The organism is Polynucleobacter sp. MWH-Braz-FAM2G (assembly GCF_018687635.1).
Lineage (GTDB): Bacteria > Pseudomonadota > Gammaproteobacteria > Burkholderiales > Burkholderiaceae > Polynucleobacter.
This window is the reverse complement of the sequence record NZ_CP061300.1, coordinates 1525605-1538944: the sequence shown is the minus strand read 5'-3', so window position 1 is coordinate 1538944 and position 13340 is coordinate 1525605. Positions and strand designations below refer to the sequence as shown.

General features: G+C 45.7%; 12 protein-coding genes and 1 tRNA gene. 7 read left to right on the top strand and 6 right to left on the bottom strand.

What is annotated here, in order from left to right; genetic code table 11:
• The first annotated feature begins 27 nt into the window (after positions 1-27).
• Complete coding sequence (gene cynS, locus FD973_RS07755; RefSeq protein ID WP_215322776.1) at positions 28-471, top strand: cyanase; 444 nt, start codon at positions 28-30, stop codon at positions 469-471.
• 320 nt (positions 472-791) lie between these two features.
• Here the strand turns inward: cynS and FD973_RS07750 are convergent.
• From FD973_RS07750 to tsaE, 3 genes are all read right to left on the bottom strand, one after another.
• Positions 792-867, bottom strand: a tRNA-Lys gene (locus FD973_RS07750).
• An 86-nt stretch (positions 868-953) separates the two neighbouring features.
• Positions 954-2300 (bottom strand): N-acetylmuramoyl-L-alanine amidase, encoded by a 1347-nt coding sequence (locus FD973_RS07745; RefSeq protein ID WP_215322775.1) that lies wholly within the window; start codon positions 2298-2300, stop codon positions 954-956.
• A gap of 2 nt (positions 2301-2302) precedes the next feature.
• On the bottom strand, positions 2303-2842 hold the full coding sequence (tsaE, locus tag FD973_RS07740) for a tRNA (adenosine(37)-N6)-threonylcarbamoyltransferase complex ATPase subunit type 1 TsaE (protein WP_215322774.1): 540 nt from the start codon (positions 2840-2842) through the stop codon (positions 2303-2305).
• A 43-nt stretch (positions 2843-2885) separates the two neighbouring features.
• On the opposite strand from tsaE, the gene queG reads away from it, so the two are divergent.
• Genes queG through FD973_RS07725 form a run of 3 tightly spaced genes read left to right on the top strand, consistent with a single transcriptional unit; the run spans position 2886 to position 5164 of the window.
• A complete protein-coding gene (queG, locus tag FD973_RS07735) occupies positions 2886-3986 on the top strand; it encodes a tRNA epoxyqueuosine(34) reductase QueG (protein ID WP_215322773.1) in 1101 nt (366 codons plus the stop codon).
• Positions 3987-4019: 33 nt separating this feature from the next.
• Entirely contained in the window at positions 4020-4805 is a 786-nt protein-coding gene (locus FD973_RS07730) for an AzlC family ABC transporter permease (RefSeq protein ID WP_215322772.1), read from the top strand.
• Positions 4805-5164, top strand: a complete 360-nt coding sequence (locus tag FD973_RS07725; protein WP_215322771.1) for an AzlD domain-containing protein — start codon at positions 4805-4807, stop codon at positions 5162-5164. Before FD973_RS07730 ends, FD973_RS07725 begins: the two co-directional genes overlap by 1 nt.
• A 37-nt stretch (positions 5165-5201) precedes the next feature.
• Here the strand turns inward: FD973_RS07725 and FD973_RS07720 are convergent, their stop codons facing one another.
• Together FD973_RS07720 and FD973_RS07715 are read right to left on the bottom strand one after the other, a co-directional pair.
• Positions 5202-8294, bottom strand: a complete 3093-nt coding sequence (locus FD973_RS07720) for an FAD-binding and (Fe-S)-binding domain-containing protein (protein WP_215322770.1) — start codon at positions 8292-8294, stop codon at positions 5202-5204.
• On the bottom strand, positions 8287-8976 hold the full coding sequence (locus tag FD973_RS07715; RefSeq protein ID WP_215322769.1) for a GntR family transcriptional regulator: 690 nt from the start codon (positions 8974-8976) through the stop codon (positions 8287-8289). Before FD973_RS07715 ends, FD973_RS07720 begins: the two co-directional genes overlap by 8 nt.
• A 203-nt stretch (positions 8977-9179) precedes the next feature.
• Here FD973_RS07715 and FD973_RS07710 point away from each other — a divergent pair, with 203 nt between their 5' ends.
• The 3 genes from FD973_RS07710 (at position 9180) to FD973_RS07700 (ending at position 12368) form a co-directional block, all read left to right on the top strand.
• Positions 9180-10364, top strand: coding sequence for an alanine--glyoxylate aminotransferase family protein (locus FD973_RS07710; protein ID WP_215322768.1), 1185 nt, complete (start codon positions 9180-9182; stop codon positions 10362-10364).
• A 144-nt stretch (positions 10365-10508) separates the two neighbouring features.
• Positions 10509-10916: a heme-binding protein gene (locus tag FD973_RS07705; RefSeq protein WP_114662755.1), complete on the top strand. Its 408-nt coding sequence runs from the start codon at positions 10509-10511 to the stop codon at positions 10914-10916.
• A gap of 6 nt (positions 10917-10922) precedes the next feature.
• Positions 10923-12368, top strand: a complete 1446-nt coding sequence (locus tag FD973_RS07700; RefSeq protein ID WP_215322767.1) for a DEAD/DEAH box helicase — start codon at positions 10923-10925, stop codon at positions 12366-12368.
• 20 nt (positions 12369-12388) lie between these two features.
• On the opposite strand, the gene gluQRS is transcribed toward FD973_RS07700, so the two are convergent.
• Positions 12389-13339 carry a tRNA glutamyl-Q(34) synthetase GluQRS gene (gene gluQRS, locus FD973_RS07695; protein WP_215322766.1) on the bottom strand — a complete coding sequence of 317 codons (951 nt, stop codon included), beginning with the start codon at positions 13337-13339 and terminating at the stop codon, positions 12389-12391.
• Position 13340 lies beyond the last annotated feature (1 nt).

Sequence of the window (13340 nt, the reverse complement as noted above, 5' to 3'; positions counted from 1 at the left end):
AACTAAAACTTAAACTAGGAGAAAAAAATGGATCGTTCAGTAGTTACACAAAAAATTATCGAAGCCAAAGTTCGCAAAGGCATGAAGTGGAGCGATATAGCAAATGCAATAGGTGAGTCTAAGGAATGGGTCACTGCAGGTTGCCTAGGTCAAATGACATTTACCAAAGCGCAGGCAGAAGCGGTAGGTAAGTTATTTGATTTGACTGATGAGGAAATGGCCTGGTTACAAATTGTTCCATACAAGGGGTCTTTGCCGACTGCTGTTCCAACAGATCCATTAATCTATCGTTGGTATGAGATTGTGAACGTTTATGGCACCACTATTAAAGAGCTAATTCATGAAGAGTTTGGCGACGGTATTATGAGTGCGATTGATTTCTCAATGGATATTCAGCGCGAGCCAGATCCCAAGGGTGATCGAGTGCAGGTTGTTCTTTCTGGAAAGTACCTGGCCTACAAGACCTATTGATTTAATGGGAATTCATCAAAAACTAAAGCCACCCTTCGGGGTGGTTTTTTTGTCGGGTTACCCGACAAACATGGTGGTCGCCCATTCTTAAATCTGAAGTTAAGCTACAAGTGTCGCGTTTCGCGACACTTGTGTTCCACATAATCCTATCAATCTCAAATAGTCGCTCATAGTCGCTCATGGTCGCCTAGTCCCACCCAGCGCCCGTCATCCTGACCTATAGCGTCCCAATAGATCTCCTATTGCCACCAACAGTTTCAACACATTTACTGTAACCAAAAGAAAAAGCCCCTAGATTTCTCTAGAGGCTTTCGTATAACTGGTGGGTCGGGCGAGATTCGAACTCGCGACCAACGGATTAAAAGTCCGCTGCTCTACCGACTGAGCTACCGACCCAGTTAAGCCATAAATTATAGCAAGAAGTTTATTGGGCATCCCTTTGCTTGCTGAGTCTGCCCTTCAGCCCTTGTACTTACAAGTTCCTATGAGTTCACTCGGCGGGCAACAGGTGGATTTTTGGAAAAATAATCCTTAATTCCACGCAAAATGGCCTCAGCAATCCGATCCTGATAGCTGTCGTCGTTTAGACGTGCTTCCTCTTGTGGGTTGCTGATAAATGCGGTCTCAACGAGGATGGAGGGGATATCTGGAGCTTTTAGTACCGCAAAACTGGCTTGCTCTACTTTGGGTTTATGGAGAGCCGCAAAGCCACCGATTTGCTTCAGAATGGAATTGCCTACTTGAAGTGAATCCTTAATCTGGGCAGTGGTGGACATGTCTAGCAGTAGGTTTGCCACTTGACGATCTTGCGTCTTGATATTGATACCGCCGATGAGATCGGAAGCATTTTCTTTATTGGCCATCCAGCGGGCTGTAGTGCTACTAGCGCCCATTTGAGATAAGGCAAATACTGAAGCGCCTCTAGCATTTCTTTCAATAAATGCATCTGCATGAATCGATACAAATAAATCAGCCTCAACTCGCCTTGCTTTTTGCACCCTGACATGAAGCGGCACAAAGTAATCACCATCTCTAGTCAAGAAAGGGCGCATATAAGCTTCGTTCTCAATCTTATCTTTGAGTCGTTTAGCAATGGCGAGTACAACATTCTTTTCTCTAGAACCTGCGGCACCAATCGCACCTGGATCTTCACCCCCATGACCGGGATCAATCGCAATCGTAATTAAGCGCTTATATTTAGCGGTTGCGGGAGGCTCTTTGATTTCTGGAATCGCTTGTGCTACTGGAGCTGCTGGTATCTTTGCCAGCTCTTTTTCTTTCTTGGTGGCAAATTGCGCAATTAGATCGATTTCTTCGTTGGATTTTTCTAAGGCACTCTCTTTTTTTGCGCTACTTCTTACCAGGGCCATTAATGGATCAGGTGGAGTGGTCGGGTATAAGTCAAATACCATGCGGTAGTTGTATTCACCTATCGGATCAAGCGTAAAGAGTTGGGGCTTGATTGGCTCCTTTAAATCAAATACCAAACGTACGATCCCTGGCTGAAATTGGCCTACCCGCACTTGGGAGATGTAGGGATCATTCGGTTTAATTTTGGCAACTAAATCTTTGAGGGTGGGATTTAGCTCTAATCCTTGCACATCTACCACTAGGCGATCTGGATTAGTCAGAATTTGTTGTGTTATCGGTAGGGGAGTATCTGATTCCAGGGTAACGCGGGTGTAGTCTTCGGAAGGCCATACACGTACGCCAAGAATCTTGGCACCCCAAGCGATATCTGCTTCTTTAAGTAGAAGTACAAAACCCAAGACCTTCGCAGAGGTCTTTAGATATTTTCTTCTAGAAAGATTGGCTGTTTTGCTACTCATCTCTAATTTATGTCAATGCTATCTATTGCTGTTTTACCGGCCTCAGAAAGTGCATTGATTGTGATTGAGCGTTCATTCTCATCGGCGCCAGCTTGCAGCTGAATCTGAATGTCAAATGGGGGTAAAGTGCCCTCCGCTTTTTCTGGCCACTCAATCAAGCACAAGCCTGGCACATCAAAATGCTCTGCAAACCCAGCCTCTTGCCACTCTAAAGGATCGCGCATGCGGTAAAGATCAAAGTGATGCGCTGTAAATGACAGATGATTTTTTTGGATAGGATAGGGTTCGCACAATGTGTAGGTAGGACTTTTTACGCGACCTTCATGTCCCATGCCCTGAATTAAATACCTGGCAAAGGTAGTTTTGCCTGCACCTAAATCCCCTTCGAGAGAGATATTGAGATGTGCATGTGGGTTTTGACTAATCCACTGTTCGAGGCTAACAGCAAATGCTTTAGCAAGTTTGGCAGTTTCTGATTCCTGCCTACAATATTGCTTAAAAGAAGCCTTTGGTGTTATCTGGGGCGTTTGATTTCCAGTCATTTCCCTAGTTTATTCAATTATTGCGCTACATTCTGTATTCCATATGCCTTTATCTGCCACGCCACAGTCTTTAGATCAAGCCAGCCTACGCGAATGGCTTGGGGAGCAGTCTGCACAGTTGGGTTTTGATGGACTGCGAATTACTGATACCTATTTAGGGTCAGCTTCTGATCGACTTAAAGAATGGTTGTCACAGGGACGACACGGTCATATGGAATATATGCAACGTCATGCTGACTTGCGTTCTAACCCCGAGCTTTTGGTTCCTGGTACGGTTCGAGTTATATGTGTTTCGATGAACTATCTTCCCCCTGAGATAGATTTTGATGCTGAGTGGGCGCGACTTGAGGATGCTACGCAAGGGGTGGTCTCGATGTATGCGCGTGGCCGGGATTATCACAAGGTTCTTCGCAATCGTTTGCAAGAATTTGCAAAAGCAATTGAAGAAAGAATTGGTTCATTTGGTTATCGCGTGTTTACCGACTCAGCGCCTCTTATGGAAGTGGAGCTAGCGCGCAAAGCAGGTTTAGGTTGGCGAGGAAAGCATACCTTGTTATTAAATCGAGAATCAGGCTCAACTTTTTTCTTGGGCGAGATTTTGATTGATGTCCCTTTGCCAATTGATCAAGAGCAAGATGAACATTGTGGCACTTGTACTTCATGTATTGATATTTGCCCTACTAAAGCTATTACAGCACCATATCAATTAGATGCACGGCGATGCATCTCTTACCTCACCATTGAGAACCCTGAGGCAATACCAGTGGAATTTAGAAGGGCGATGGGTAATCGAGTGTACGGCTGTGATGACTGCCAATTAATATGCCCGTGGAACAAGTTTGCCAAAAGAACGCTATTACCCGATTTTGCAGAGCGCCATGGTTTAGGGGGAGCTACTCTTTTAGAGCTTTGGTCTTGGACTCAGTCGGAGTTTGAGCAACGGCATGAGGGAAGTGCAATTCGGAGGATTGGATATAGTAAATGGCGGCGTAACTTAGCTGTCGCTATGGGTAATGCTCTAGCAAACCCTCAAGTGCGAGGGGAAGATAAGGTGGCAATTCAGGTGGCATTGAGTAATGCGCTGTCCAGTGCAGATACTTTGGTCGCAGAGCATATTGAATGGGCTTTATCAGCTCGTGTTTAAGCAAAAAATAGCTCAAGCTTTTACAATCCATAGATGTCATCAGCAGACCAGCCCTATATTGATCCTAGCGAAATCGCGCTAGAGGAGTCTGCAGCACAGCGCTTTAAAGACCCAAAAGATGCTTTTTGGTCAGGAATTCGGGACGCTGCAGGAGCGCCTGCCATGGTGCTTTTTGCTGGTATGGTTGGATTTGGGGCGATGGGTAAAACCAATGGTTTTGATGTTTGGTTTACCACTTTGACTTCCTTCTTTATGTTCGCTTTGCCAGGGCAAGTGGTCTTACTGGAAATGGCGATTACGGGCTCTTCAGTCTTTGCCATTGCTTTGGCTGTGACGCTGACATCTACTCGCTTCATCACCATGACGGTGACACTATTTCCGCAGTTTCATCAAAGAGATCGCAATCGGAGTTTGTATGCATCTGTGCATTTATTGGCAATGACTGCATGGGCTATATCGATGCGTGAGTTTCATGCGATTGAGATTAAGCATCGCTTAAGTTATTTTGTTGGCTTAGGTTTGTTGTGTTGGCTGATCTCTATTCCAGGAACTATTTTGGGCTATTACTTAGCGGGTATGGTGCCACCTCCGATTACGCTTGGTTTGGTTTTCATCAACCCATTATTTTTCTTATTGACCTTTACTGAAGTAAAGCCTTGGATTAATCGGATTGCGATTCTATTGGGATGCATCTTTGGTCCAATATTCTTTTTGCTCGATCGCGATACCAGTCTATTAACAGCGGGTTTAGTGGCAGGCACCTTAGCCTACTTGATTGATCGTAAGTTCTTGCGCAAGAAAGCTGGAGTGGCGGGGTAATGAGTGCGATGAATAGTATGGCAAATGCGCTTTCTGGCTGGGGCTTGTGGATTGCTTTGGTAGGTGCCTGTTTAGGAACTTACTTCTGTCGTGCAATTGGAGTATTTCTATCTCAGAGCATCAATCAAGAAAGTGAAATCTTCCGCTGGTTGGCGGCTGTAACTTATGCCATGGTTGCTGCTTTAACGGTGCGTCTGATTGTGATGCCTTTAGGTTTGATGGCTACAGTACCACTTTGGATTCGGATCTTGATCTGCGCCTTAGCTATTGGTGTGATGGTTTCTAAACCTACCAAGCGTTTGGTTCCTGCCTTATTGACAGGAACCTTATTGATGGTGGGCTACGGCGTTATTCGTTAACTCTTTATAAGATATCGTTGCATCTTTTGCATCGTTACTATTGAAGATGCGCTGCCAAAATTTTGGCGATATGTACAGCCTCTCTTTGGGTGCCATCTGCAATCTGATGGCGACAACTAGTACCATCTGCCACTACCCAAGCATCAGGCGTTTTACGAATACTTGGTAGCAGACTTGCCTCTGCCATTTGTTTAGATACTTCAATATGTTCAGCTTCATAGCCAAAGCTACCAGCCATTCCACAGCAAGAGGACTCGATTAATTTGGGTTCTGCGTTAGGAATCAATCTCAGTAATTCCATCGCCGGTGTTACTGCTGCAAATGATTTCTGATGGCAGTGCCCATGAAAGAGTATTGGCTTCTTAGCACTGTTGAGTTTTAGATTGAGGTTGCCTGCTTTTATTTCACTGGCTAAAAATTCTTCTAAAAGTTGAGCTTGCTTTGAGACATCGATAGCCCGCTCACCAAATCCCATAACCAAAGCTTCATCCTTTAGGGTAAATAAGCAGGAGGGTTCTAAACCAATGATGGGGATATTTTTTGCAGCGTATGGTGCTAAGTGATCAAGTAATTCGCCGAGTGTTGCTTTGGCTTTATCCACCATACCAGCAGACAAATAGGTTCTGCCACAGCAAAACTCTTTAGAGCAAGAGCCGCCCACTTTATTTTCTTGTTGGGCTTGTTTATTAGCACTCTTTTGTGGAATGTGCACGCGATAGCCGGCAGCGCCCAGAACCTTTAATGCGGCCTTTAGATTCTCATCTTCAAAATAGGCATTAAAGGTATCTGCTAGCAGAACAACTCCTTTGCCATCAGCATTGCTTGCCAATTGCTCTGGAGTGTATTGGTGGGTCTTGGATAAATTTTGTTTCCAGAAAGTATTTGCTTTCCATGTTGGCAAACTTCTTTGCGCAGAAATGCCCATTACCCACTCTTGAAGTTTTGCAATTGGCTTTAAGTGATTGCGCAAATTCAATAAGGCTGTAAGTAGGGGGATATCGCTAATGAGAGATGCGTATTTTGGCAAATACGCAACTGCTAAGTCTCGCAAAGAATGCCCAACCCGTTTCTTATAGGCAGATAAAAATTCAATTTTCATCTTAGCCATATCAACCCCAGTAGGGCACTCGCGGCGGCAGGCTTTACAGCTAACACATAGCTCCATCACTTCTTTAATGGCATCACTTGCCAATGGGGAAGAATCTGGTGTTGTGCTGCTCTTTAGATCTAGTTGATTGGATAAAGCCAGGCGCAGGGTATTAGCCCTTCCTCGTGTGAGATGTTTTTCATCGCGAGTAACTCGATAGCTTGGACACATGACCTCTGCATCAAACTTTCGACAGTGGCCATTGTTATTGCACATCTCAACTGCTTTAGCCAAGCCCATGGCTGGGTCACCTCCTGTGCCAGGTGCTGTGGTTTCTTCTGTGATGGGATTATTTTGCACATTCCAAGCAGACCAATCCAAAGCTGGTTGCAGTGGAATCACTTTATAGCTTGGTGGAAATCGAAAGTTACTTACATCATCCATCTTCGGTGGATCAATGATCTTGCCTGGATTAAACAATCCTTTAGGATCAAAGGCGTATTTGATTTCAGCTAGCGCTTCTGTAATCTTGGGTCCAAATTGCCAAGAAATCCATTCACCTCTACAAAGACCATCACCATGTTCCCCACTATATGCACCTTTATATTTGCGAACCAATGCAGATGCCTCTTCAGCAACCGCACGCATTTTCTGGGCGCCGTCTCTGCGCATGTCCAGAATGGGGCGTACATGCAGCGTCCCAACTGAGGCATGGGCATACCAAGTGCCGCGCGATCCATATTTGGAGAACACATCAGTTAGTGCCTGCGTGTAATCTGCGAGACTTTCTAAAGGCACGGCACAGTCTTCAATAAAGCTTACTGGCTTGCCATCCCCTTTAAGGCTCATCATGATATTAAGACCCGCTTTGCGCACTTCCCACAAATTCTTTTGAAGAGCGTTATCTGGCATGGTTACCACTGAGCCTGGTAAGCCAAGGTCACTCATGAGCTCCTGCAAAGCCTTGAGTTTCTCTAAAAGCGGGGCATGTGCTTCGCCTGAAAACTCTACTAGCAAAATCGCTTCTGGAGTTTGCGCGGTGTGATCAATTAAAGCGGTTTCAATTGTTTTCTTGAAGCTTGGATTGCTCCGCGCTAAATCAATCATGGTGCGATCAACTAATTCCACAGCAGTAGGACTCAACTTCACGATATGTTGAGCACTATCCATGGCCTTATAAAAACTCGCAAAGTTCACGATTCCCAGAACTTTGTGTTGGGGTAGAGGGGCAAGTTTGAGTTTGAGCGACTTAAAGTATCCCAGCGTACCCTCGCTGCCTACCAATAAGTGAGCCAGGTTAACGCTGCCATCTTGCGTGTAAGGAAGTTCACTTTGGGGGTGAAAGATATCTAGGTTATAACCAGCGACCCTGCGAAGTACCTTTGGAAAGTTTGCTTCGATTTCTGGTTGAAGGGTAGTTGCTAGCTGTCTGACAAAATCGCCTAATTGTTTAGCGGCTCCCGAGCTATTCGCATAATTGCCAAATTGCGCTATCTGACCATTAGCTAACCAAGCATCGATTCCCAATACGTTATGCACCATATTTCCGTAGGCAATTGAACGACTGCCGCAAGAGTTATTGCCGGCCATGCCGCCAATGGTCGCTTGTGCCGCGGTAGATACATCAACTGGGAACCACAGACCATGTTGCTTCAGTGAGCCATTCAGGTGATCAAGAACAAGACCCGGCTCCACCTCAACATAGCCTTGATTTAGATTCAAATCCAATATGTTTCTAAAGTATTTGGTGTTATCAATGACCAGGGCTGCACCGGTAGTTTGACCGCACTGACTCGTGCCGCCTCCACGCGGAAGAACTGGTACACCTAGATCAGCAGCAATCTGAATGGCAGTGGCAATATCTTGGGCAGTCTTTGGAACAAAAACTGCTACGGGCATGGCTTGATAGATTGAAGCATCGGTTGCATAGCGTCCACGACTAGCGCTATCGGTCATTACTTCGCCAGAGGTTTCTTGCTGAAGACGCTTTGCTAGAGAAGCTTGGTCATGCATGAGTTCTTTGAGCTCAAGAGGTTTATTCATGTTTTGCAGTCTCGCGGTTGATTTCCGCATTGAGTAATTGGGCTACAACATCCCTTTTATTTTTAACGTGCTGGATCATGATTTGGCGCATGCGAGAACTGTCACGTGCTTTGAGGGCATCTAGCATCTCCTGATGTTCCTCTACAGCCTTTTCCCATTTGACGCCATCTTGGTTAGAACGAAAACGCAATGCTTCAATGCGGGCATTCACCTGACTAAAGAGTTTTGAGAGAACAGGGTTATTTGCGGCTTGATTAATGAGGTGATGGATGCGTAGATTGAGTTTGTAGTAACTAGATAGATCGCGACGGGCATAGGAGGCCATCATTTCATATTGGAGTGCTTCTAATTCAGAGAGGGTGGCATCGCTAATATTTTTAGCGGCAAGCTCACCAGAGAAACCTTCTAGATCTGCGATGACATCAAAGGTATGCATCACATCTTCCAGGCTAAGTTGCACGGCAATAGCGCCACGATTGGCAATCAGTTCTACTAGGCCCTCGGCAGCTAAGCGACGAATAGCCTCTCGAATTGGGGTGCGAGAAACATGGAGGCTCTCAGCAAGTTCACGTTCATTCAGTTTGCTACCCGGGGCTATCTTGCCTTCAACCAAAAGGGTTCTCAATTTCTCAAAAATGGCTTCATGCAAATTGTGTGAATTGCTTTGTTCTATGGTCGCCATGCATTCATCCCTTGTCCAACAAATTTGTATACAAAAATAAGAATAACCTATTAAATCGTATTAATACAGCAATTAATGCCATAAATAAGGCTTTATTTTAAGACTTAGAATAAATAATTTGTATACAAAATGGAAATTTACCAAAAATTGTCATACACTAGCACCTGAATCAACCTATAAACACACCATAAGTGAGACAAAGCATGTTGAAACTTGATAACCACGCATCAGGACGCCATTTTTTACATATTCCTGGTCCAAGCCCTGTTCCCCCACGCGTATTGCGTTCCATCAGTTATCAAACGATCGATCATCGCGGTCCAGAGTTTGGTGCTTTTGGTCTGAAGGTCTTAGAGGGTATAAAAAAGATTTTTAAGACTGAGCAGCCTGTCATCATTTATTCCGCATCTGGAACTGGTGCATGGGAAGGTGCTTTGGTTAACGTTCTGAATCCTGGTGACAAGGTGCTGTTTTATGAGACAGGTCAATTCGCTAACTTATGGCGTGCGCTGGCAAAACGTCTTGGCCTCGATGTTGAGGTTGTTGGTAAGTCTGGACAAGATACTTGGCGTTGGGGTGTTGATGCTTCAGTCATTGAAGAGCGTTTACGCAAAGACACGGGTCATGAAATCAAAGCCGTGTGTGTGGTGCATAACGAAACCTCAACGGGCGTTACTTCGAACATCGCAGCTGTGCGCAAGGCGATTGATTCCTTAAAACATCCAGCGCTATTGCTTGTAGATAGCGTATCTGGTTTGGGCTCAGCGGATTATGAGCACGATAAGTGGGGTGCGGATGTCACTATTTCTGGATCGCAAAAGGGTTTGATGCTGCCACCAGGTATTGGTTTTAATGCCTTATCACCTAGAGCAATAGAGGCTAGCAAGCGCAATACATTTTCAAAGTCTTATTGGGCTTGGGATGAGATTTTGGAATCAAATAAAAATGGTTACTGGCCAACTACTCCAAGTACCAATTTGATGTATGGCTTACATGAGGCAATGGACATGATGATGGCTGAAGGTTTGGATACGATTTTTGCTCGTCACCAACGCTTGGCGGCCGCTTGTCGTGCAGCAGTCAATGCATGGGGTCTCGAGATTCAATGTCAAGACTCTAATTCTTACTCTCCTGTGCTGACATGTATTGCTACGCCAGAGGGGATGGATGCTGATGTGCTGCGTAAACATGCTCTTGAGAAATTCAACCTTTCATTAGGCACCGGTCTAGGTAAGATCAAAGGCAAGGCGTTCCGCATCGGTCATCTGGGCGATTGCAATGAACTTAGTCTGATGGCTGCTCTGAGCGGGGTTGAAATGAGCTTGGGTTCTATTGGCTACAAACCTAAGGCTAGTGGGGTGGTTGCAGCCCAGGAGTTCCTTAAATAAGAAGCACTTAGAGCACTTATAAGCGTACAAAGCGGGGTGTAGCGGAGTTCTATATGAAGAACTACTCTACACCCCTTATAATTCAAGTACTTATATAGAAGTGCATGAAGCAAATACACCATATTCGAGACAGAAAGATTAAACATGTTAGCTACTAAACCTTACTTAACTCAGGCCGATGTTCAAAAGATTTTGGACGCAGCCAATAAACATGCCGCAGCAAATAATTGGGCAGTCACGATTGCCGTTTGTGATGATGGCGGTCATGTATTGGGTTTAACTCGTCGTGATGGTTGCGCTCCAGTCTCAGCTTATATTGCTCAAGAGAAGGCGCGTACTGCAGCTATGGGTAAACGCGAGAGTCGTGTTTACGAAGAAATTATTAATAACGGTCGCACTTCATTCTTATCTGCCCCACATATTTCGGGCATGTTGGAAGGTGGGGTCAATATCGAGGTAAATGGTTTTACCATCGGCGCAGTCGGCGTTTCCGGCGTTAAATCGACCGAGGATGCTGAGACTGCTAAGGCCGGCATCGCGGCCATTCTGTAAGTTACCTTGACAAATACTGCTACTGAAATAAATTCTTCTACAGGGGTTGGTGATCCTACCAGCCCTAGTGATGCCAGCGCATTTACCGCTTCCCCTGCATCAACAATCACATTTGCTGACTTTGGTTTAGATCCGCAAATTCAAAAAGCGGTTTCTGAGCAGGGATACACCAATCCAACTCCGATTCAAGCGCAATCGATTCCGCATGTCTTATCTGGAAGCGATTTGATGGGGGCGGCTCAAACTGGTACCGGCAAGACGGCTGCATTTGTGTTGCCAATCATTCAAAAGATTTTGCGTCATGCTAGCAATAGTGCCTCACCCGCGCGCCATCCTATTCGCGCGCTTGTTCTTACACCAACCCGTGAATTAGCGGTACAGGTTGCTGAGAATGCGGCTAGTTATTCAAAATATACCGATTTAAGAGCTGCCGTTGTTTATGGCGGAGTCGATATGAAGGATCAAGTAGCAATTCTGCGCAATGGCGTGGAAATTTTGATTGCTACCCCAGGGCGTTTGCTTGATCACATTGGCTCTAAGGTCGCCAATCTCTCGCAGGTTGAGATTCTGGTGCTCGATGAAGCCGATCGCATGCTCGATATGGGTTTCTTGCCTGACTTGCAACGTATTATTAATTTGATTCCAGCCCAAAGACAGACTCTTTTATTCTCAGCTACTTTCTCACCAGAAATTAAAAAATTAGCGCAAAGTTATTTGCGTACTCCAGTTACGGTTGAAGTGGCTCGTCAAAATGCGGCTGCAGATACCGTAAAGCAAGTGGTGCATATGGTGTCTTCTGCAGATAAGCAGCGTGCAATTGTTAATGTGCTTGAGGCCCGAACACGGGCTGGTTTATCTCGTCAGTGCATCATCTTCACCAACAGCCGCTTAGGTTGTGCCAAGTTATCTCGTGCTCTTGAGCGTGATGGCATTAAGGCGGGGGCGATTCACGGCGACAAGAGTCAGGGTGAGCGCACTCTAACGTTGGATGCCTTTAAGTCAGGCGCAATAGAGGCTCTGGTAGCAACCGATGTTGCCGCTCGTGGCCTAGATATTCCAGATATGCCTTGCGTGATTAATCACGAACTACCATACAACGCTGAAGACTTTATTCATCGTATTGGACGCACTGGTCGAGCAGGTAGCAAAGGAGATGCTATTGCGTTGGTTGATCCGAGCGAGAAGCGTTTGCTCGACGAGATTGAAAAGTTGATGAAGCGCAAGTTAGATGTGAGACCTCTTCCTAGTGGAAGTTCATCCTTTGGTCGTTCATCGTCTAGCGCTGGTGGTACGGCTGCAAAGATGTCGGACCCATTCTTTTATATGCCTTATGAGCCGGGTGCACCAACTGCATCATCTTCTGAAGCTACAAAACCTCAAGAGAAAAAAGTGGGTATCACACCAGCAAAGCCTGCTGTTGGCGCCTTATTGGGTGGTCTCAAAAAGAAGTAATTGCTGGAGCAATTGCTTCTCTAGCTTTGCCAGGCATGAGTGGCAGCCAAAAGCCACTCAGCAATGGAGGTGTTTTCACCATCTGGTAGGTTATTCAAACCTAAATGTTTAGCTGCTTTTCGTAATTCTTCTAGGGCATGTTGTTTGTCTTGAGTATAAATTTGCGTTGCTAAAGTCTGCTTACTCAGTTTTTCACCATGCGCATCGAGTACTAAAGGTAAGTGACGATATTGCGGTGTTTTGTATCCCAATAGCTTCTGCAGGTAAATTTGCCGAGCAGTATTGCTCAATAAATCTTGGCCGCGCACGATATGGCTAATTCCTTGCTCGGCATCATCTACAACAACGGCTAGCTGGTAAGTAAACAAACCATCTTTTCTGCGCAGTACAAAATCACCCACTTCAGTGTTGAGATTTTGGTTTTGTGGGCCTAGCGCTAAATCGTTGAATTTAATTCGGCAATCTTGAGGTAGCGCCAATCTCCAAGCACTTTTTATGTTTAGGGGCTCGGTTATGGAGTGGCTTATTGGGGTCTTGGGTCGGCAGGTTCCTGGATAGACCATTTCTTGGTTGCGCGGCGTTTCAATTCCAAGTTTGGCTAAAACGCCAGCTATAGTCTGCCGAGAGCAGGCGCAGGGATAGAGGCATGCAAGCTCATTTAAGCGCACTAAAGCCCTCTGATAGGCCTCATTTCGCTGGGATTGATAGATGACCTCCTCATCCCAGGAAAGACCACATGCAAGCAGCTGAGATTGAATAATTTGACTTGCCCCCGAAATACAGCGTGGGGTATCTAAATCCTCAATTCTGAGGAGCCATTTACCGCCGTTTTTGCGGGCATCCAGCCAGCTTCCGAGGGCTGCAACTAGAGATCCAGCATGCAGCGGTCCAGTGGGCGAGGGGGCAAATCGCCCGCGATAGCCGTCGGGTGGGGATGAGGGGTTTTTGAGTTGGGACACAGCTAAAATCATC

Excerpts from the sequence above, each read along its gene's own strand:
- cynS (WP_215322776.1), top strand. The coding sequence starts at position 28 with ATGGATCGTTCAGTAGTTACACAAAAAATTATCGAAGCCAAAGTTCGC.
- FD973_RS07745 (WP_215322775.1), bottom strand. The coding sequence starts at position 2,300 with ATGAGTAGCAAAACAGCCAATCTTTCTAGAAGAAAATATCTAAAGACC.
- tsaE (WP_215322774.1), bottom strand. The coding sequence starts at position 2,842 with ATGACTGGAAATCAAACGCCCCAGATAACACCAAAGGCTTCTTTTAAG.
- queG (WP_215322773.1), top strand. The coding sequence starts at position 2,886 with ATGCCTTTATCTGCCACGCCACAGTCTTTAGATCAAGCCAGCCTACGC.
- FD973_RS07730 (WP_215322772.1), top strand. The coding sequence starts at position 4,020 with ATGTCATCAGCAGACCAGCCCTATATTGATCCTAGCGAAATCGCGCTA.
- FD973_RS07725 (WP_215322771.1), top strand. The coding sequence starts at position 4,805 with ATGAGTGCGATGAATAGTATGGCAAATGCGCTTTCTGGCTGGGGCTTG.
- FD973_RS07720 (WP_215322770.1), bottom strand. The coding sequence starts at position 8,294 with ATGAATAAACCTCTTGAGCTCAAAGAACTCATGCATGACCAAGCTTCT.
- FD973_RS07715 (WP_215322769.1), bottom strand. The coding sequence starts at position 8,976 with ATGGCGACCATAGAACAAAGCAATTCACACAATTTGCATGAAGCCATT.
- FD973_RS07710 (WP_215322768.1), top strand. The coding sequence starts at position 9,180 with ATGTTGAAACTTGATAACCACGCATCAGGACGCCATTTTTTACATATT.
- FD973_RS07705 (WP_114662755.1), top strand. The coding sequence starts at position 10,509 with ATGTTAGCTACTAAACCTTACTTAACTCAGGCCGATGTTCAAAAGATT.
- gluQRS (WP_215322766.1), bottom strand. The coding sequence starts at position 13,339 with ATGATTTTAGCTGTGTCCCAACTCAAAAACCCCTCATCCCCACCCGAC.